At 51.2% G+C, this 20,618-nt stretch carries 21 protein-coding genes; 17 read left to right on the top strand and 4 right to left on the bottom strand.

Annotated elements, in window-relative coordinates; genetic code table 11:
- Nucleotides 1–31: 31 nt before the first annotated feature.
- The 3 genes from OMP95_RS02235 to htpG form a co-directional block, all read right to left on the bottom strand.
- Nucleotides 32–1,303: an NAD(P)/FAD-dependent oxidoreductase gene (locus OMP95_RS02235; protein WP_266325478.1), complete on the bottom strand. Its 1,272-nt coding sequence runs from the start codon at nt 1,301–1,303 to the stop codon at nt 32–34.
- A 275-nt stretch (nt 1,304–1,578) separates the two neighbouring features.
- On the bottom strand, nt 1,579–2,481 hold the full coding sequence (gene hslO, locus OMP95_RS02230) for an Hsp33 family molecular chaperone HslO (RefSeq protein ID WP_266325476.1): 903 nt from the start codon (nt 2,479–2,481) through the stop codon (nt 1,579–1,581).
- A gap of 143 nt (nt 2,482–2,624) precedes the next feature.
- Nucleotides 2,625–4,532 (bottom strand): molecular chaperone HtpG, encoded by a 1,908-nt coding sequence (gene htpG, locus OMP95_RS02225; RefSeq protein ID WP_266325474.1) that lies wholly within the window; start codon nt 4,530–4,532, stop codon nt 2,625–2,627.
- A gap of 258 nt (nt 4,533–4,790) precedes the next feature.
- Between htpG and OMP95_RS02220 the strand changes: the two genes are divergently transcribed.
- From OMP95_RS02220 to OMP95_RS02140, 17 genes are all read left to right on the top strand, one after another.
- On the top strand, nt 4,791–5,543 hold the full coding sequence (locus OMP95_RS02220; RefSeq protein ID WP_266325472.1) for an endonuclease/exonuclease/phosphatase family protein: 753 nt from the start codon (nt 4,791–4,793) through the stop codon (nt 5,541–5,543).
- A 67-nt stretch (nt 5,544–5,610) separates the two neighbouring features.
- Nucleotides 5,611–6,645, top strand: coding sequence for a hypothetical protein (locus tag OMP95_RS02215; protein ID WP_266325470.1), 1,035 nt, complete (start codon nt 5,611–5,613; stop codon nt 6,643–6,645).
- Nucleotides 6,646–6,693: 48 nt separating this feature from the next.
- A complete protein-coding gene (gene gluQRS, locus OMP95_RS02210; protein WP_266325468.1) occupies nt 6,694–7,599 on the top strand; it encodes a tRNA glutamyl-Q(34) synthetase GluQRS in 906 nt (301 codons plus the stop codon).
- Nucleotides 7,600–7,833: 234 nt separating this feature from the next.
- Nucleotides 7,834–8,316: a putative PEP-binding protein gene (locus tag OMP95_RS02205; RefSeq protein ID WP_266325583.1), complete on the top strand. Its 483-nt coding sequence runs from the start codon at nt 7,834–7,836 to the stop codon at nt 8,314–8,316.
- Between the two features lie 76 nt (nt 8,317–8,392).
- Nucleotides 8,393–11,053, top strand: a complete 2,661-nt coding sequence (locus OMP95_RS02200) for a cation-translocating P-type ATPase (RefSeq protein ID WP_266325466.1) — start codon at nt 8,393–8,395, stop codon at nt 11,051–11,053.
- A gap of 232 nt (nt 11,054–11,285) precedes the next feature.
- Nucleotides 11,286–12,575 (top strand): cation:proton antiporter, encoded by a 1,290-nt coding sequence (locus OMP95_RS02195; RefSeq protein WP_266325464.1) that lies wholly within the window; start codon nt 11,286–11,288, stop codon nt 12,573–12,575.
- 295 nt (nt 12,576–12,870) lie between these two features.
- Nucleotides 12,871–13,281 carry a cupin domain-containing protein gene (locus OMP95_RS02190; RefSeq protein WP_266325462.1) on the top strand — a complete coding sequence of 137 codons (411 nt, stop codon included), beginning with the start codon at nt 12,871–12,873 and terminating at the stop codon, nt 13,279–13,281.
- A gap of 218 nt (nt 13,282–13,499) precedes the next feature.
- Nucleotides 13,500–14,684: a sialidase family protein gene (locus OMP95_RS02185; RefSeq protein WP_266325460.1), complete on the top strand. Its 1,185-nt coding sequence runs from the start codon at nt 13,500–13,502 to the stop codon at nt 14,682–14,684.
- Nucleotides 14,685–14,689: 5 nt separating this feature from the next.
- On the top strand, nt 14,690–14,968 hold the full coding sequence (locus tag OMP95_RS02180) for a MoaD/ThiS family protein (RefSeq protein ID WP_266325458.1): 279 nt from the start codon (nt 14,690–14,692) through the stop codon (nt 14,966–14,968).
- Nucleotides 14,969–15,060: 92 nt separating this feature from the next.
- Nucleotides 15,061–15,342 (top strand): DUF503 domain-containing protein, encoded by a 282-nt coding sequence (locus OMP95_RS02175; protein ID WP_266325456.1) that lies wholly within the window; start codon nt 15,061–15,063, stop codon nt 15,340–15,342.
- Nucleotides 15,343–15,497: 155 nt separating this feature from the next.
- Nucleotides 15,498–15,818: a hypothetical protein gene (locus OMP95_RS02170; RefSeq protein ID WP_266325454.1), complete on the top strand. Its 321-nt coding sequence runs from the start codon at nt 15,498–15,500 to the stop codon at nt 15,816–15,818.
- A gap of 442 nt (nt 15,819–16,260) precedes the next feature.
- Nucleotides 16,261–16,587 carry a low molecular weight protein tyrosine phosphatase family protein gene (locus OMP95_RS02165; protein ID WP_266325452.1) on the top strand — a complete coding sequence of 109 codons (327 nt, stop codon included), beginning with the start codon at nt 16,261–16,263 and terminating at the stop codon, nt 16,585–16,587.
- A gap of 238 nt (nt 16,588–16,825) precedes the next feature.
- The gene (locus tag OMP95_RS02160; protein WP_266325450.1) at nt 16,826–17,773 is read left to right on the top strand and encodes an alpha/beta fold hydrolase; all 948 of its coding nucleotides are present in this window, start codon (nt 16,826–16,828) and stop codon (nt 17,771–17,773) included.
- 58 nt (nt 17,774–17,831) lie between these two features.
- Nucleotides 17,832–18,626 carry a methyltransferase domain-containing protein gene (locus tag OMP95_RS02155; RefSeq protein WP_266325448.1) on the top strand — a complete coding sequence of 265 codons (795 nt, stop codon included), beginning with the start codon at nt 17,832–17,834 and terminating at the stop codon, nt 18,624–18,626.
- Nucleotides 18,627–18,722: 96 nt separating this feature from the next.
- Complete coding sequence (locus OMP95_RS02150; RefSeq protein WP_266325446.1) at nt 18,723–19,052, top strand: TfoX/Sxy family protein; 330 nt, start codon at nt 18,723–18,725, stop codon at nt 19,050–19,052.
- A 50-nt stretch (nt 19,053–19,102) separates the two neighbouring features.
- Nucleotides 19,103–19,357: a DUF202 domain-containing protein gene (locus OMP95_RS02145; RefSeq protein ID WP_266325444.1), complete on the top strand. Its 255-nt coding sequence runs from the start codon at nt 19,103–19,105 to the stop codon at nt 19,355–19,357.
- Nucleotides 19,358–19,396: 39 nt separating this feature from the next.
- Nucleotides 19,397–19,723, top strand: a complete 327-nt coding sequence (locus OMP95_RS02140) for a low molecular weight protein tyrosine phosphatase family protein (RefSeq protein ID WP_266325442.1) — start codon at nt 19,397–19,399, stop codon at nt 19,721–19,723.
- 142 nt (nt 19,724–19,865) lie between these two features.
- Here OMP95_RS02140 and OMP95_RS02135 read toward each other — a convergent pair whose 3' ends face one another.
- Nucleotides 19,866–20,222, bottom strand: coding sequence for a hypothetical protein (locus OMP95_RS02135; RefSeq protein ID WP_266325440.1), 357 nt, complete (start codon nt 20,220–20,222; stop codon nt 19,866–19,868).
- Nucleotides 20,223–20,618: the final 396 nt, after the last annotated feature.

Below are 20,618 nucleotides of genomic sequence, written 5' to 3'. Positions count from 1 at the left end.
CAGAGCCTGGGAGCCAGGCCAAACCTTCATTTTATTTAAGCTTACTGATACCGAACAATTTAAGAAAATAACGTTCCAACGCCGGTTCCGGCATGCCTTTTTTCATCTTGTACAAAAAATACTTTTCAAAAGCAATTTTGGTCCACTGCACCCAGCGGCCTTTTTTCATCCAGGCAATGTTACGCGGCGGAATTTGCGGGACGGCAACAAAAGCGGCCCCCGTATGGCCTAGATCAGCCAGACAAATAGCATTCCAGGTCGCCCGGGTCTGCAATTCACGGCCTTCAATATCGGCCTTGATATTTTCCACCGCTGTTTTGGTCATACTTTCAATCATATAGCCGGTTTTCGGCGCACCGACTGGCAACGGGGTGGCTTCTACCGGTGCTATCGCAATACAGACACCGGTTCCGAAGATATTGGGATAAACCGGGTTGCGCTGATAGTCGTCCACTTTCAGAAAACCACGCGGATTTACCGCATCACCGCCCAAAGCGGCCACACAATCGACCCCCTTGAACGCCGGAATCATCATCGCGTATTTAAACGGCAGTTGATGGGTTTTGGCGGTTTCGGCCTTGTCATCGACCTGCTCCACCAGCATTTTGCCGGACTCGACTGATTTCACCCGGGCATTGGTGATCCATTTGATATCGTTTTTACGGAATTCGGACTCGAACAGGCCCTTGGAATCGCCCACCCCGCCCAGGCCCATATGGCCGATATAGGGTTCAGCGGTGACGAAGGTCATCGGCACCCGGTCGCGGATTTTAGCCTTGCGCAAGGCGCGGTTCATAATCAAGGCAAACTCGTAAGCCGGACCGAAACAAGATGCGCCCTGCACCGCCCCGACTACAATCGGCCCCGGAGCTTTGAGAAAATCCTGCCAACTGATATAGGCATTTTCGGCATGATCAACGGTGCAAACAGACTCGGTAAAACCTTCCGGCCCCAGTCCTTGAATTTCGTCAAAGGCGAGTTTGGGCCCGGTGGCAATAATCAGATAGTCATAATCCAGTGTGTTGTCATCACCCAGAATCAATGTGTTGGTTTCGGCCTGAATCGTTTTGACGCCACAGTCATAAAAGGCGATGCCTTTAGCGGAGAGCGGTGGTTCCAAATCAAAACTGATTTGCTGACGGTTACGCCAGCCGACCGCAACCCAAGGGTTACTGGGCACAAAATGAAACATCGGTGTATTGGATACGACACTGATTTGATGCTGCTCGCCAAGCGCCGCTTTTAATTCATAAGCAGCGGGCAAACCACCGGTGCTGGCACCTACAATAACCACATGAGCCATAAATGCTGTTCCTGGTATTCAGGCTCATGGATTATGAGCCTGACTAGAAGCGATCTCAAAAATGCTATCGCACGCTGATACGGTGTTACCAACCCTGCTCCGGTGCTCATTTACTATTTGTAAACTCCGCTCCTCGCAGGGTTCATGCCTTGTCTCAACGCACGATCCCTATTTTTGAGACCGCTTCTACTTATTCCTTAAAATAAAAGAAAACCCACGCTATTACTTTTTCTGCGTGGGAGCAACTGTTTATAGCAGCTCAGGGCCAGTTAACCCTAATGCAAAGTATTCGGATCACTCTCAGCCGATACGGTGTCAATGAATAGTTCCGTCACATCAACTTTGTCGAAATGATAATGCTCGTTACAAAACTCGCAGGCCACTTCAATCTCGCCCTGCTCATCAAGAATCTGTTCCGCTTCCTGTTTGCCCAGCAGGCTGATGGTTTCCGCCACCCGTGAGCGTGAACAGGTGCAGGCAAAAGCCAGACTGGCCGGTTCAAACAACCTGACCTGCTCTTCATGAAACAGGCGATGCAGCAAGGTCTCAATATCAAGATTCAGTAATTCATCATCAGTCACCGTCGCTGCCAGCTGACTGATCCGCGACCAGTGTTCCTCGGTTTCGTGTTTTTGTTTTTCTTCGCTGGGCAGTTGCTGCAAAAGCAGTCCAGAAGCCGCATGATCACTGGCACTGAGCCAGATACGGGTCGCCAGTTGTTCCGACTGTTCGAAATAAGTTTCCAGCGTGTTAGCGATAGAGTCATCCTGCAGACTGACCACGCCCTGATAAGGCTGCTTGGCGTCTTCCATTTCAATGGTTATCGCCAAAGTACCGTCCCCGGTCACGTCTTTTAACCCGGCATCATCAGTCACATGGCCCTGCCATTGTGCAAAAGCACGCAGGGTATGTTCGCTGGTACATTCCACCATCATCAACGACACCGGCCCTTTGGAACGAATTTGCAGCACCAGCCTGCCGCTGATTTTCACGGTTTCTGTTAACAAAGCCGCCGCCGCCATCATTTCACCCAATACGCGGCGAATGGCAGGCGGATAGTCATGGCGTAACAACACCTCTTGCCAGCATTCCTGCAGGTTCACCCACTCACCACGAATCGGCGCATTATCAAAAAGAAATCGTTGTAATAAATCTGACTGCAAGGTCGCACCACTCATAATTTTATTAAAAAAAAGCCGGACAGTTCCCTGTCCGGCATTTTAACTCATATAGCCAATCAGCTGACTATGTCATTCCGAGCGAAGCCGAGGAATCTTTGAGATGCCTCCACTCCGGCCAGCATGACACCATTTATTATTGCTCAACTGATATTCAACAGCAGTTCGTTAATACGTTTAACATAGCTGGCCGGATCGTCGAGTTGTCCGCCTTCCGCCAGTAGCGCCTGGTCAAACAAAATAGATGTCCAGTCGACAAAACGACCATCATTTTTTTCGTCTTTCAGTTTTGCAACCATCGGATGTTCCGGGTTCAGCTCAAGAATCGGTTTGCTGCCGGCCACATCTTGCCCCGCTGCTTTCAGCATCCGTTCCAGGTTGGCGCTCATATCATAGACATCGGCAACCAGACAGGCTGGCGAGTCGGTCAAGCGATGCGTCAGACGCACGTCTTTGACTTTGTCTTCCAACTCTTTCTTAACGCGCTCGACCAGATCCTCAAAGTTTTTATCGGTTTCTTCGTGGGCTTTTTTCTCTTCTTCATCTTCCAGCTCACCCAGATCCAAGTCGCCTTTGGCAACCGATTGCAGGTGTTTACCGTCAAAGTCGGTCAAAGAGTTGACCAGCCATTCATCAACCCGGTCGGTCAGCAGCAGCACTTCGATGCCTTTCTTGCGGAACACTTCCAGATGCGGACTGTTTTTCGCAGCGGCATAGCTTTCGGCGGTAATGTAGTAGATTTTGTCCTGCTTGTCTTTCATGCGGCTGACATAGTCTTCCAGCGACACGATCTGATCAGTTGTTCCGGATTCGGTGGAAGCAAAACGCAGCAGCTTGGCCAGAGTTTCCTTGTTGGCAAAATCTTCGCCCGGACCTTCTTTAATGACCTGACCAAACTCTTTCCAGAATTCGGCGTATTGTTCAGGTTCGTTTTTAGCCATCTTGCTCAGTTCGCTCAGTACTTTTTTCACTGAAGCGGCACGGATGGTGTCGATGGTTTTACTGCCTTGCAGGATTTCGCGTGATACGTTCAGCGGCAGATCATTGGTATCGACCACACCGCGGATAAAGCGCAGATAACGCGGCATCAACTGCTCACTGTCTTCCATAATGAATACGCGTTTCACATACAGCTTGATGCCGTGCATGCGGTCACGATCCCACAGGTCGAACGGCGCTTTCGACGGGATATACAACAGCGAGGTGTATTCGATATTACCTTCGACCTTGTTATGGCTCCAGCTCAGTGGGTCCTGGAAGTCATGTGCGATCTGCTTGTAGAACTCTTTGTATTCGTCATCGGAAATATCATTTTTCGACAGCGTCCACAGGGCAGTCGCCTTATTAACAGTTTCTTCGCCCTGATCGGCTTCGTCGATTTCGCCTTTTTCATTCGGAACCGGCTCTTTCGCCATCACAATCGGCAGATTGATGTGATCGGAATATTTGCTGATGATGTTGCGCAGACGCCAGCCGCTCAGGAATTCATCCTCATCTTCACGCAAATGCAAGGTGACTTCGGTACCGCGCTCCGGCTTTTCGATAGTTTCAATAGTGAACTCGCCTTCACCACCGGATTCCCACTGCACGCCATGTTCAGCGCCCAAGCCGGCACGGCGGGTACGCAACGTGACTTTGTCGGCGACGATAAATGAGGAGTAGAAACCGACACCGAACTGGCCGATCAATTGCGAATCTTTGGTTTGATCACCGGTCAGGCTGTCGAAAAACTTGCGGGTGCCGCTACGGGCAATCGTGCCGATGTTTTCGATGACTTCTTCACGGTTCATACCGATACCGTTATCGGAGATAGTGATGGTGCGCGCATCCTTGTCGAACGCCACACGAATCTTCAGTTCGCCGTCATCTTCATATAAAGCATCATCTGATAACGCTTCGAAACGTAATTTATCCGCTGCATCCGCCGCATTGGAAACCAATTCACGCAGAAAGATTTCCTTATTGCTGTACAGTGAATGAATCATCAGATTCAATAATTGTTTGACCTCAGTCTGGAAACCCAATGTTTCCTTGTGTGCATCAACGCCCATTGAAATAATGCCTCCGTATGGCTGGTTTTTTGAACATACCCAGCAAATGGGGACAATATTGTCAGAGTTCAAGAGTTACGCTGAAATTTTCGTGGCAGCTATGACACTCTCGCCCGCCAAGAGTCGGGCTTGTTCATCCATACTTTGACGGCCCAACATGATCCGTTCTGATGTCATCAAGCAGACATATCGCCAAAGCATATTTAATATATCTGTTACATTATTTCTGTAACGTCCAACACCGGAAACCATGATTTAATGCAAAAAAATCAACTCCGCATTCTTACTTATAATCTGCATAAAGGATTCAGTACCAGTAACCGGCAATTCACCCTGCATCCTATCCGTGATGCTCTGGTAGAAACCAATGCCGATATCATGCTGTTGCAGGAAATACAGGGTGCGCACAGCGAGCATGGCTTGAGCCACCAGCAGTGGCCGGATGTGACGCACTCCGAGTTTCTGGCTCAGGACGTGTGGCCTCATTACGCGTATGCCAAAAACGCCGTTTACAGCGTCGGCCACCACGGTAATGCCATTCTCAGCAAATACCCGTTGCAGAACTGGGAAAATATCAATGTCTCGCCTTTTAGCTGGGCCAGCCGCAGCCTGTTGCATGGTGAAATCAAACTGCCCTGGTTTGATGATACTTTGCATATCATCTGCATCCATCTGGGTTTGATCGGTATTGAGCGGCGCAGACAATTCGTCACCCTGTGTCAGCGCATAGATGAACATGTGCCATATGACGCGCCTTTGATCGTAGCCGGTGATTTCAACGACTGGGCCGGCCAGGCGGAAAAACGTCTGTCGCAGCACCTAGGGCTGAAAGAAGCCTATCGCACGCTGCATAACCGCTATGCCCGCACCTGGCCATCGTGGCTGCCGGTACTGAAAATGGACCGCATTTACTATCGCGGCATGGAACCGGTCATCTGTGAACGGCCGCCGCATTCGATGTGGAACAGCCTTTCCGATCATGCGCCCTTAATGGCCTCTTTTGAAATGTAGTAAATTACCCGAACAAACTCCATTCCACACATGTCTTTATTATCAAATTCAAAACAAGGAAGCATCTATGGCTAAAAAAATAATCGGTATTACCGCCATCGTGGCAGCACTTGGCTTTGCGTCATATGGCTATGCCGATTACCAAGCCACCGCCAAGGTCAAAAAAGATCTGGATCAGGTCGCCGCCGATATTAATAAATCCGGCCAGGGCGACCTGAGCTATGAAGCCGTCAAAGTCAGCCTTTTGACAGAAGATGTTGTGATTCGTAATGCGCGCTTCACACCCAATGATCCTTCCGAAGCCGTTATGCAGATTGCCAAACTGACATTCAGCGATATGGTGCTGGCCGAAGGTCAACAGCTGCCGACCAAAATGAAAATCGATATGACTGATGCGGTCATCACCGTGAACAATGTCGACGCGCTGCTGGGCGACATGGATAGCCTGCAACGCGCCATTACCGCAGAAGTGTTGAATGTCGAAAACAACACCGCCGTTATCAACTACAACGCCCAACTCGGCTATGAACTGAATCCGGTCCTGTCCTTGCTCGATATCTATTCCAACTACGATGCCGAAGGCATGGCCGCATCAGATTTCAGCATCCAGTTTGCCAACATGCCGACGCTTGATGCAGAAATAATGAACGCGGCCATCAGCAGCGGCGACACGGCGCAAGCACTGCAACAACAGCAACTGTTTGCAGCTTTCAGTGATACCTCGCTGAAACAACTCACACTGAGTCTGCAGGACAAAGGTCTCGCACACAAAATTTATACGGCGATTGCTCAGGATCCCAAAGTCTCGGAAACCTTGCGCGAACAAGGCGATGAAGCATCGGCCGACACAGTCAGAAACATAATCTTGCAAGAACTGGACAAGGAAATTTCTCGCAAACAAGGCAGCAGCCACCAGCTTGAACTTGAATTGTTGACCCATGCCCGCGAGTTTCTGGCCTCGGATAACCCGGGCATGGCGCTGACACTCACCGCGCTTAAACCCGAGGGTCTGACTTTCACTGATATTCTGATGCTGGTGATGATGGGCGGTCACCCGGATATCGCAAATAAGATGGTAAAACTGGACATCCAGACTCATTAACATGGCTGGTATGCTGAATTCAGCAGTCCCTGATTTACAGCACAGGAAATGGCTTCAAACTCGACTTTATACATCGGGCGCTATGCGCCCTCACCCACCGGCCCACTGCATTTCGGCTCATTAGTCGCTGCCGTTGCCAGTTACCTCGATGCTCGCAGCCAGCAGGGTACATGGTTTGTACGGATGGAAGATCTGGACCAACCCAGAGAAATGCCCGGTGCCGCTGACGGCATTCTCAGAACGTTGCATGGCTACGGTTTCGAATGGGATGGCAAAATCATCTATCAAAGCCAGCGGGCTGAAGCCTATAACAACGCACTGGATTATCTGAAACAACAACAGCGCGTTTATCCCTGTGCCTGTAGCCGCCGCGAGATCGCAGCACTGGCACATGCCGGTATTGAAGGCCCGGTTTACCCCGGCACCTGCCGCAACGGCCTGCCTGATAACACAACAGCGCAAGCCTGGCGCATCAAGGTTGATAACAGCCATGTGCATTTTTCTGATCTCATTCAAGGCAACATTCAGCACCAAATGCGGTTTGATATCGGTGACTTTGTCTTAAGACGCGCCGATGGCCTGTTCGCCTACCAGATTGCCGTTGTTGTCGACGATGCCGAACAAGGCATCACCCATATTGTGCGCGGCGCCGATCTGCTCAACTCCACCACCCGCCAGATTCTGCTGCAACAGCAATTATCTTTATCAACGCCCCGCTATGCCCATGTGCCGATTGCCGCCCATGCCGACGGCAAAAAACTCAGCAAACAAACCCGGGCAAAGCCGGTTCAAATCGACCGTGCCGCTGAAACATTAAACCAGGTGTTTCGGTTTCTCGGTATGACGCCCCCCGCAGACCTTGCATTTAGTCCGCTCAGTGAAATATGGCATTGGGCCATACAGAACTGGCAACTCGGGCAAGTGCCTAAACAGAAAATGATTCAACTTCGTTAAGAATCCGAACAGCTCTATGTCTCTTGCCTCAGAATTTTCAGGATTGCTTTCCATAAAACAGTATGAAATATTGAATCCAATGGAAATAAATGGACCGATTTGTTTTTAAACGGAAAATAGAATAATAAATCTGTTCCCTTTTTGTGTCCCCTTTTGGCCGCCTCCCCCCGAAGAGGCGTCCAGAGTTAAAAAATGGATAATTTTTACACTGACCCTAAATATTACCGACCCTAAATATTACCGTTTTGTCGTTCCCCCGCTGAAGCGGACAAGGTACTCGCGGTCTTGGCCGAGGAAGGCCTTGTGAGGGGACAGTATGGCCTCGCCATATATGTGATGGCTGAACTTCCGGCAAATGTGCTTCGTGCCCGGGAGTTTGCCGAGCGCTTCGATGGTTTTTCCATCGGCTCCAACGACCTCACCCAGCTGGTACTGGGCATTGACCGCGACAGCGACCGGCTCAAGACCCTGTTCGACGAACAGGACGAGGCGGTGAAAATTGCAATCGCCGATCTTCTGGAAAAGGCGCAACGGTCAGGAACGCCCGTCGGATTCTGTGGTCAGGCCCCCAGCGACCATCCGGCATTCGCCGGTTTTCTGGTGAGCCACGGAATCAACTCGATTTCGGTGACTCCCGACAGTTTCCTGGCGGTGAAACAGCAGATTGCAGAGGCGGAAAAACGACCTGACACAGGTCTCCCCGGTCATTCTTCATGAGGGTATTTTAGATAGTCGTTTACAAAGACACAGATCGACTGAAGAGCCCGGTCTGGACTACGTGATGGGAGCATGCATGGAAGAGCCAACCGACCAGTCTTTTCTCCAGGGCATCGAAGAGGTGCTTGATCACTGGGCGGTAGACCCGGAACAGGGACTGAGCCAAAAGGAATCGGATAAAAGACGGGCACAGTTCGGTCCCAACCGCCTGGAAGCCAGCTGGCGCAAATCCGCCTGGCGCATTCTGCTTGACCAGTTCAGAAGTCTGGTCATCATCCTGCTGGTGGTGGCCTCGGCCATGGCAGCGGCTTTCGGGGAGTTCATCGAAGCCATTGCCATTGCAGTGGCCCTTCTGATCAATGGGGCCATCGGTTTCGGAACAGAGTACACGGCGACACGGTCGATGGACGCCTTGCGGCGCCTGGGGCGGACTACCGCCAGGGTTCGCCGGGACGGCAAGGAACAGGAGCTGCCTGCTGGTCAGTTGGTGCCGGGTGATGTTGTGCTTCTCGGCGAAGGTATGGTGGTGCCAGCGGACCTGCGCCTCGCATCGGTCGAAAATCTGCAGTGCAATGAAGCTGCCCTGACTGGCGAATCCGAGCCGGTCTCCAAAACTACTGAAGCCCTGGAAGATCGAGACGCGCCTCTTTCTGACCGCGTGAATATGGCTTTCAAGGGTACCGCCGTGACCCGCGGTACGGCCGAAGGCGTGGTAGTCTGCACAGGGCAGGACACCGAGATCGGACGGATCGCTGCCATGGTTGAAGGTGCGGACAAAGATGCTGCCCCTCTCGAGCGCAGGCTCGAGAATCTTGGCAAGCGGTTGATCTACCTGGTTATCATCGTCGGCTTGGTGGTGGCCGCATCTGGAATTATTGCCGGCCAGGAGGTCGGTCTGATGATCGAAACTGCCATCGTCCTTGCGATCGCTGCCGTACCGGAGGGTCTGCCAGTCGTCGCCACGCTGTCACTGGGACGTGGCATGTGGCGTATGGCCAGACGCGGCGCATTGGTCAAGCGGCTCTCCGCCGTGGAAACCCTGGGCGCGACAACGGTGATCATCACCGACAAGACCGGCACACTCACCGAAAACCGCATGGTGCTGAGCCGCATAGCACTAGCTGGCGGTGATATTCATGTCTCGGACCAGGACGATTCTTTCCTTGCAGATGATTCCCCGGTTGATCCGGAAGAGCGACCTGATCTGAAGGCGGCCCTCCGCACCATGGTCCTGTGCAACAACTCGGAGCGTGGAGAGAACGAAGAGGAAGGCTCGGGTGATCCGATGGAAATTGCGTTACTGAATGCCGGTGCGCTGGCAGGACTGGATCGGAAGGAGCTTCTTGAGACCTGGCCGGAGGAGCGCGAGGTGAGCTTCGATCCTGATACCAAGATGATGGCCACTATTCACCGTGACGGCAGCGATTATCTGGCAGCGGTCAAAGGTGCGCCGGAGGCTGTTCTCGCATCGGCAACCCGGTATCGCAACTGCGATTCGGACGAGGGCCTTGATGACGATGCGCGCGACCAGTGGCAGCAACGGAATGAAGCACTGGCCGCGGACGGTCTGCGGGTGCTGGCTTTGGCTGAGAAATCCATGACAGACGTTGACTCCAAAGCATACGAAGAGTTGGTAATGCTTGGGCTGGCAGGGCTATATGACCCTCCCCGGGTTGCCGTGGCGGATGCCATCAGGGCATGCAGAGAAGCGGGTATCCGCATCGTGATGGCCACTGGCGACCATGCTGCCACCGGACTGAACGTAGCGCGCGAAGTCGGTATGGTGGACCAGGAAAAGGACGTTCTCGAAGGTGTGGACCTTGATCCTGAAGATATTGAACGAATCAGGGAAACCGAGATCTTCGCCCGGGTCAATCCGGAGCAAAAGCTGACTTTGGTAGAGGCTTTTCAGAAATCCGGGGAAATAGTCGGCATGACAGGTGACGGGGTCAATGACGCACCTGCACTGAAAAAGGCGGATATCGGTATCGCCATGGGCAAACGAGGCACGGAGGTTGCTCGCGAGGCAAGCGACATAGTCCTCCATGACGATGCATTCGAGACCATCGTGATGGCCGTCCGCCAGGGACGGACAATCTTCGACAATATCCGCAAGTTTATTATCTTTCTGTTGTCCGGGAATCTAGGCCAGATCCTGCTCGTTTCCGGTGCCGTGCTGGCCGGATGGCCTCTGCCACTGCTGCCGTTGCAGATCCTGTTCCTGAACATGCTGTTGGACGTGTTTCCTGCGCTGGCGCTAGGTGTGAGCGATGACGAGGCGGTGGTGATGCAGAGGCAACCCCGCGCCCCATCAGAACCAGTCCTGACCCGCAGTGGTTGGCTGGCGATCCTGGGCTTTGGCGCCACCATGGGGGCGTCCGTTCTGGCAACGTTCGCTATCGCCCGGTCGGTTTTTGACATGGACTATGAGGGTGCCGTGACCGTGGCCTTTTTGACGTACGGTATGGCGAGGCTCTGGCATGTGTTCAACATGCGTTCACCCGAAAGCCATTGGCTGCATAACAATGTGGTCACTAGCCGGCTCATCTGGGGAGCGATCGTGATTTGCATCATTCTGCTATTGACCGCACTTTACTTTCCTCCGTTGAGCGGGCTGCTGGGGCTGGTACCACTTACATCCACTTCGCACTGGCTACTGGTGCTGGCCGGCAGCCTGGTTCCGCTTCTGATTGGCCAGATTGCCATCCAGGTGGCAGGGTATTTGGGGTCAGGGTAAAAACTATGAATGCTTGTGCAAATGAGGGTTTTTACCCTGACCCCAAATACCGGTGGCTGCCCACTGACCGATTTCGCGGCGCTCGACAAAAAAGGCGGACATTCCTGATCACGAGGTAGTTTAGAATGAAATTCAGGACACCCGGACCTTTAATAGCTTTCAGGCTAAACAAGAGCTGTAGGTGTCCCGGCTTTTATTATCCTGACGTAACCATACTCATTACAGAGTCACTATGACCGCTGCCACTTGGTTTATCTTGTTTGGCTTGCTGTTGCTGGTGGTGGGCTTTACCGCCTCCTTAATCAAAGCGGTGCCCGTCACCTCGGCTATGGTGTACCTGCTTTTCGGCGTTGTGGTCGGGCCCATGGGCTTTGGCCTGTTTCATTTCAATCCGCTGGAAGAGTCAGCGTTGCTGGAGTTGCTGACTGAAGTCGGGGTGCTGATTTCGCTCTACTGTGCCGGTGTAAAAATGCCGGCGCCGGTCACATTCAAGCTCTGGCGCAACCCTCTGCAACTGGCGGTTGTTTCAATGGCACTGACAGTCGGCCTGGTGGCACTCTTCGGCTATTATTGGCTCGCCCTGCCCTTGGGGGCTGCCGTGTTGCTCGGCGCCGTGGTGGCGCCTACTGATCCCGTACTGGCCACCGAGGTCCAGGTTCGTCATGCCGATGACCCTGACCAACTGCGGTTTGCGTTGACCTGTGAGGCGGGCATGAACGACGGCAGCGCCTTTCCGTTCGTGATGCTGGGTCTGGGTTTGCTGGGTCTGCATGATCTGGGCGACGCCGGTTGGCGCTGGCTGGCCGTGGACGTGGTCTGGGCCACCGGTGCAGGTATTGGCATTGGTATTCTGGCGGGCTGTGGCGTTGGTTGGCTGGTCGGAAAAATACGCACTGCCTTAAAGGACTCGGCGTTTCTGGAGAGCTTTCTAGGTCTCGGGCTGATTGCCGTCGCCTACGGGGTGAGCTTGTTGGTGGATGCCTGGGGTTTTCTGGCTGTGTTCAGTGCAGCAGTGGCGTTGCGTCACACCGAATTAAAGCTGGTCGGTCTCCAACAAAGTTACCCAGGCGCAATCTCTGGTCAGACGCAGCTGAGTGACTCACCACCCGCTGTAGCCCACATCCACCAAAGCTCCCTGGTATTCAACGAACACCTGGAACGGCTGGCTGAGATCGTGCTGGTTCTGCTGATCGGCGGTTCTCTGTTCTGGGACTCTTGGAGCTGGCGCGCCATCGGTTTTGCGGCATTTCTTTTCCTGGTAGCCCGCCCGATCAGTGTTCACCTGGGCCTGCTGGGAAGCAGGGCATCCATCCGCCTGCGCAATATGGCGGGCTGGTTCGGGGTCCGTGGTATTGGTTCGCTGTACTATCTGATGTACGCCATCCAGCACGGGCTACCAGAGGATATCGCACTGGAGTTGATACATCTGACCATGGTGGTCGTTGCCCTGTCGATCCTGGTTCATGGCATAAGCGTGAAGCCTGCTATAGCCCGTTTTTGGCATTCGCGAAAGCCCCGCTAGTTCGCTTGGCAGCCATCTTCAGGAATTAAAAGGACACTTCCCTTTTAATTCAAATATACCTCGTCAGCCAGTAAGCCTCTTGACGACCTATCGATAACAAATTGATTTCACGATAAAATAATGCACTGAATGTGATAAAAGGAGTGCTGGCGATCCCTGCTTACCATAGCAATAATCCTTTCCGGTATGATGTATGAAAAACAGGGAACGCCTTATCACCTGAGCATCACTCGTCATTGCCTGACAAATTATTCCAGTTCAATCGTCCCCTTTTTGCCCTTTTTAGGGTCCCTTTTTGCAAGTAACGGCAAAGGAGGAAACTAAAGTGATGTACTTTCGAAACCTCAATCAGATAGTTGAGTCGCTTGAAACAGATGAGTCGACAAAAAATGATCCGATCAAAAGAGCTTTCGTTTTTGATGGAAAGCATTTGACTGCGAATGTCGGAATAGTTCGTGACAGTGGAAATGCACTTCATACTCAGAAATACCACGACGAGATACTCGTTATCATTGAAGGTAATGTTGACTTCCAAGTTGGTAACGAAGTAAAGAAAGTGGGTAAAGGTGATCTGGTATTCATTCCACAAAATACACTCCACGGCCCGATACTCGAAGAAGGGCAAAGCTTTGCAGCTCTTTCCGTGTTTGCCCCTTATTTTGACAGGTCTAAGAGCAATATTGAGTGGGATAGAGATTCGGCTTAGTTAAACGGGCGCATAACAAGTGCAGGTTGCCGGACAGCTAACTCCGCTGCGCTCCGTATTCAAGTGGTCAGCCATGATTTGTGAACAATTAGAGTTGAGTGGTAATTTAGAAAAATCATGTTGGTTGCTCCTTGAGTCTCGCAAAGGCCGCCACTGAATATTGGGGTTATAGATCGCAGTTAGTACATGAATCAACGTAAATATATGAGGGCAAAACTATGTCTAATATTATTTTACTGGGTACTCGCAAAGGCACCGTAATCTTTGATCGTATAAATACTGGCTGGCGTCCTCGGCCCATCACGCATGCGGGCATTCCTGTCTGTTACGCGGCGCGTGATCCGCGGGATGGCACCTTATGGGCTTCCCTGGATCATGGTCACTGGGGAACGAAGCTGTCACGTTCGCGAGACCAGGGGGCGACCTGGGAGGATCTGATGTCCGTCAAGTACCCCGAGGGCGCACGCCATATCGTCAATTACATGCCTACCCCGGATTTCGATCCGGAAGCACCGTCCGCGCAAGCTGAGTACAGCGACGCCATTGTCTATAAGATCTGGAATATTACGTTTGGCCATGCTGATCAGCCCGGCAGGCTGTACACCGGCACGATCCCCGGCGGTTTGTTTGTCAGCGATGACGGCGGCGATAGCTGGGAACTCAACCGCCCGCTGTGGAACCATGAAAGTCGCGGTGGCGATTTGTTTACCGGCGATGCCACCAGTGAGAACCGTTGGAGCGGCACGCCGGCGAGTATTGATTACGGTGTATTCGAACCCGGCATCCATTCCATCATTGTTGATCCGCGCAATGCGGATCATATGTATGTCGCGGTATCGACCGCCGGTGTGCTCGAAACCACCGATGGCGGCCAGACTTGGGCGGGGCGTAATCGCGGCATGCTGATGGACTATATGCCGAACCCTGCAGCGGAATGGGGGCACGATCCGCATTTCGTGACCAACTGCCCCGGGCAACCGGATCATCTCTGGCAACAAAATCACTGCGGTATCTTTTACAGCGATGATGCTGCGCAAAACTGGAAAAAAGTCAGCATGCCGGATGCTGGCGTGCATTTTGGATTTCCTGTCGCGGTGGATGCGAATGACGGACTTACCGCCTGGGTCATACCGGCGAAAGCAGATGCAGAACGTATGGCGATTGACGGTGGCCTGTGCATTGCCCGCACAACTGACGGCGGTCAGTCCTGGCAAACTTTCCGTAACGGCCTGCCGCAGGATAACGCCTACGACCTTGTGCTGAGGCATAGCCTGGATATCTCGGGTGACTGTCTGTGTTTTGGCAGTACCACCGGTAATGTTTACCTGTCAGAAGACCGCGGTGAAAGCTGGCAATGTCTCGGTAACAATTTGCCGCCGATTTATTCGGTGCGATTTGGCTGATTATCATGGCTAGCGTTGAAATGACAGACCATCTTTACCGCTTCTTCCCGCAGTTAGAGAACCGGACGATTACGGTGCCGGCCGGCCCGGTCGCCGAGGTTTTGAACGCGATCAACGACATTGCTCCGGGCTTCACCGATTACGTGCTCGATGAACATGGTGCGCTGCGTCGACATGTGCATCTTGCTATCAATGACAGCATCGTGATTGATAGAAAAAAGCTGTCTGATTTTGTTCCGGCTGATGGGACTGTTTACATTTTCCAGGCCCTGAGCGGGGGCTAGGTAAAGAATTCAAACTTCAGCCTGTTCATATATACACAGCTGACGGAGATACTTGTGGAGCGGAACAAATTCTGAGAAGAAGGAGGCTGCCCATGTACATCGGCGTACTGACACTGAAAATTTCCCTGCCCGGATGCAGCTCACTGAAAGAAAAACGTCAGCGCATACGCGGCATGCATGAACGCTTTGGGCGCAATCCGGCAGTCGCTGTCTGTGAAAGTGCCGATCGTGACAGACTCGAATCCAGCGAATGGTCCTTCGTTGTGGCTTCGACATCACCACAAAAGGTCTCGTCCCTTTGCACTGATATAGAAAATAAGATGCAGCGGACGGTTGATGGTCGGGTGTGTGATGTTGCCCGGGTATTATTGTAAGCGAAGACCGGTTTGTCTGAATTGCGGTCCGCTATGGGATAGTTACCTCATTGAACTGCCCGCGTGATTGTACTAAGTTGGTTACATGGGTTTAATAACCAGCGGCTTCACAGTGCCAAAATGGCCCATCAACGCAGGCGTTAGCAGGAGAAGATATGCGTAATACGGAAACTTTACACATAGCCAGAATAAGAGGTGCATCAATTGTAAAGCTCATTTTATTAGGTTCGACGATTGGGTGGGCGCTGTTGACCTCTATCTTTGGTATTGCGGCCCTGTTTGGCGTTGAGGTGGTGCAATGGAATGATCAATACGTCACCGGTATAAAGGGGTTGATAGTTTCGCCCTTCATCGGTGCCATTGTAGGCGTCTTGTTTGGACTGTTCTCGGCAATATTTACCTATGTGGGTCTACGAATATACTCACTTTTTCGAGGGTTTTCAGTTGAGTATATCCCTGCTTCAGACGACCGCTGATTTGATTGATGCACTGCTGTCTGAATTAAAGCCAGAACCACTCTGTCCCCTACTGGGCTCGGCTGGCCAATGAGGTGAAATGAAAGGAGCTAATCAATGACAGGCCCTATATTTCTTCCGGTAAAAATACGGCGTTCACAGAAATGCAGCCGTTGCGGGCTTCGTTTTCCGAAATCCGAGGCGAAGTGCACTCATTGCGCTAATCTGAGTGATCGAGAAGTGATAGCCCTGAAAGAGCTGCGGCAAAAAGAGCGGCTCGGTAATGCCAACCTTGCGAACCTTTTCTATTTTATTGCAGCCCTGCTTGCCGTGGGGTTCATACTCAGTGTGTTTTAGGGCTTTTGAAGCCAGGGTAAAAATACTTTAATGTCAGGTTTATGAACTGAGAGAATCCATTCTTACTCGTACTTGTATATCCCTTATTCCAGCGGCAAGGGAAATCATGAATCTATTATTTGTATGCAGTCAGAACATATCGAGAAGCCCTACCGGAGAAACAGTCTTCTCAAAATATGAAGGTATCAAGGCGATAGGCTGCGGTACCAGATTTGATGCTGAAAGACCCATAAGCGGTGATTTGATTGAGTGGGCTGATGTGATTTTTGTTATGGAAAAATCACATCAACATGAGGTATCCCAAAAGTTTAACGCGCTGCTACAAGACAAAAAGCTTATCTGTCTCGATATCCCGGATATGTACCCTCGCATGGACCCCACCCTTGTTCACATATTGGAAGAAAAAGTCGCCAGACATATCCTGCTGAAGTAGCTCTTTCGAAAAATGGGGACAAATTTATTTTTAGACAGAAAATAGGAAAATAAATCAGTCACCTTTTTTAATGATAAGTTAAAAAATCATGTTGGCTGTCCCTTGAACAGTCGCATAATAAACAAGGGCGGACTTCGTTTGAAAACTGCGGTTACACAGAATTATCTACAGGCTCATTCTGCCAAAGAAAAAACCTAACAGGTAAATGTTGTGGACTGCACACGAGCAGGGGATCGACATGAAATTTATCACCTTCCTGATCATTTTTTTCGCGTCGTTTGCCGTCCTCTGGCTCGTATCGTTTCTGGTTGAAGCGCTCAGGCCGGCACCTAAAGCACCTGAAGCGATGCTATGGGATCCAGGACTGAAACCCGCGTATGTCACGGTTGATGACGTAAAGCTGCGCTATTTGAAAGTCGGGCAAGGCCCGGTACTGGTATTGCTCCATACACTAAGGACCCAGATGGATCTGTTTCACAAGGTGATCCCGGAACTGTCAAAGCACTTTACGGTGTACGCATTCGACTATCCCGGGCATGGTTATTCCGATATCCCCGAGGGATCATATGACGCTGACTTTTTCGTCAAATACGTCAACGGATTTCTCGATGAACTTGACCTGACCGGTGTAACCCTTTGCGGCGTATCCATAGGTGCGAGTATCTCACTCATTATCGCTGCTCGCCGCAATCCGCGGGTTGTCCGCATTATTCCTATCAATCCCTATGATTACTACCAGGGAAAAGGAATGGCACGGGCTTCGCTGCCGGGACGCGTTGTGGTATGGCTGAGCGCTATTCCCGTTGTGGGTGATACAGTTATGCGGCTGCGGAATTACTTCATTATGAAAGCCGTTTTGACTGGCGGCGTCAGTGATCCCAAGTCTATCTCTCCCGCCTTAATGAAAGAGATGTACAGGGTCGGTAACCGGCATGGTCATTATCGCGGTTTCATCAACCTTTTAAGGAATTCGTCAAGCTGGGAGCGAGCACGCGTTGAGTACGGAAATATCAACGTGCCGACTTTTATGATCTGGGGAGCGGAGGATTGGGCGTTGCCCGAAGAAAGGCAATACGATGAGTCGCTAATTTCCGGGGTCCAGTCCGTTACCGTTGAGAACGGCGGACATTTTTTACCTCTTGATGCGCCAAGTGAAGTAGTACGTCACATTCGGTCATCGGCCTGACTGGAGCGTGCAGCTTACGCCTGTCGTCAGGCGCTAAAAGAGTAAATGGGGGTGCCAAATGAACGAACGAGGATCGCGCTCCCCTGCTGAAGTCTATGATGACTTCTTCGTCCCGGCATTATTCGGGCAATGGGGAAATATCGTAGCGGATGCAGCGGACATCAGCTTGGGTCAGAGGGTGATTGATGTGGCCTGTGGTACCGGTGTGCTGGCTTGCTCGGCGGCCGAACGCGTTGGGAATGGTGGCGCAGTTGTGGGTCTCGATCCCAATGAAACCATGCTCGCTGTGGCTCGACAAAAGAACTCAAGCATTGAGTGGCGGAAGGGACATGCCGAGTCATTACCGTTTGCAGACGAAAGTTTCGATGCGGTGGTTAGCCAGTTCGGGTTTATGTTCTTCGAGGACCAGTGCGCGGCGCTTCGTGAGATGATACGCGTCCTGAAGCCGGGCGGGCGATTGGCAGTAGCAGTGTGTGATGCACTCGACCATTCCCCTGGCTATGCCGTATTCACCGAGTTGCTGCACAGGCTCTTCGGGGAGCAAGTTGCACAGTCGTTTCGCGCCCCCTTCGTGTGTGGAGACCCGGAACAGCTGCTTTCTCAGTGCGCAGCTACAGGTATCTCGAATGCAAAAGTCACAAGACATGATGGGATGGTACGTTTCAAATCAATCAATGCAATGGTTTCCACCGAGAGGGCCTGTGCATGGACCCTCGGCAGCCTACTCGACGATGCGCAGTTTGATCGTCTTCTCAAGCTGGCAGAGGAGTCACTGCACCCGTTCCTGATGAACAATGGCAGTATCGCTTTCGTGATGCCCGCTCTGATCATCACGGCTGCAAAGCAATCATGACAAAAACGCAGAACAGGTTTGTACGCTTTAACTATACGATGAAGTCAGTGTCTGAAATATGACGGCCCCCTTCCCCCAACAAAGGCATAAATACCGATGGCTTATGATGAAGGATTAGCGGAAAGGTTACGTGAGCTATTTTCGGGTAGAGCCGACGTCATAGAGAAGAAAATGTTCGGCGGCCTTTGCTTTATGGTACGTGGCCATATGTGTTGCGGTATATTGGGTGATACCTTGATGGCAAGAGTCGGGGCGGCCGCTTATGCTGAATGTTTGGGCTACGAATATGTGAAGGAAATGGATTTTACAGGCAAGCCAATGAACGGCATGATTTATGTCAAAGCAGAGGGTATTCAAGAAGAGCCGGAGTTAGAAGCCTGGGTTTCCAAATGCCTGGACTTTGTGATTAGCCTGCCTGAAAAATAGCGACAAAATGCTGGAACATAACAAACATATCCATGGAACCCGCAAATTCAATGAATGAAACAGCGCTTCGAGATCAATTGGCGCTGGAACGAACTCGCCTGGCCAATGAACGCACGTTGCTGGCTTATGTGCGTACGGCCCTGGCACTCGCGGCGGCAGGTGCCATATTGCTCCATTTCTTTCCCGGCTACCTGTCTCTATTCGCTATTGCGTGGGTGCTTATTGCAGCAGGCGCTGTAACGATGATCGTTGGTATTTATCGCTTCCTTTTCATCGCAAGGAAGCTGCGCCGCAACAGCGAGTAGCCACTAAACAACAGGCATTATCAGTGAGCGAGAAAAATAGTGAATCTGCTATTTGTGTGTAGTGAAAACAGACTGAGAAGCCCTACCGGGGAAGCAGTCTTCTCAAGATACAACGGTATCAATGCTCTAGGCTGCGGCACCAGCATTGGTGCTGAAAGGCCCATAAGTGGTGACTTGATTAAATGGGCTGATGTTATTTTTGTGATGGAAAAATCACATCAGCGCAGGGTATCAGCACAATTTAAAGCACTGCTAAAAGACAAAAAACTCATTTGTCTGGATATCCCGGATATATATGCCCGCATGGATCCTATCCTTGTTCGTTTATTGGAGGCAAAGGTCGCAAGGCATATCCAGCTTAAGTAGCTCGTATAACAAATTTATCTGGTTCCCACGCTGACCACTACAAACTGCTCCTTATTTTGTTATGCTCGTGCCGGAATGGTCACATAAATTTGTTGTGTTATGTCCGGCGTTGAATCGCTTGCTTCATCCATCAAATGTATGCTCAAGCGTCTGGTATGTTGCAATTGACGCTGCCATCCTCCTGAGAGCTCAAGCCACCGCCATGAGCATCACAGGTGGTCTGGAAGTCATTCGTGCACCAGTCATGTTCAGCCGGGTGGCAGGAAATATCCACCTGCACGCCACCGCGTTGCGTACCAAGGTCGAATAGGTGGTTGAGGTTAGTGTTAGCTTGCACTGTAATAACATCAGATACTTGCCCGCCGACTTTCTTGGTCACAACAACTTTGCTAGCGATGCCTGATTTTTCGAACTCGTCCGGGCTGTCGTCGGGCGAGCATGCCGTCAATAGGGTAAGTCCGAGCGTGATCAACAAGAGTTTTACCGGATAGTATTTCATCACTAACTCCTCGTCTTGTTTATGCCCGTGCCGGGATGGGAACGACTCTTTTCATGGCAACCGTCGGCCTCCACGCTGTACGGTGTCTATATAGGAAAAAATATAGTCGCCCTTTTTGATGAAGTCCAGAATTGTTCAGTCCCATTGCCCACCTTGTTTTTTTGTCATAACACATTCTTTTTGCTTTAAATTTTAACAACTAAGAGAATCTGCTGATTTAAAGCGGATCCAAAATTATTTATATAAAAATTAAGCAATCGACAAAAGATGAAAAAACTTATGCCGCAGAAGAAGCTATCTAAGAATAATGAAAGTCATAGATCTCACTAACATACTGGTTCGCAGTAAAACAGAAGGGTCGAATATTATTTCCATGTGTTGCTGTTATGGCAAAAA

It is taken from the genome of Methylophaga sp. OBS4 (genome assembly GCF_026319305.1).
Classification (GTDB): Bacteria; Pseudomonadota; Gammaproteobacteria; order Nitrosococcales; family Methylophagaceae; genus Methylophaga.
The sequence above is the reverse complement of the archived record's forward strand: the minus strand, read 5'-3'. Positions and strand labels throughout refer to the sequence as shown.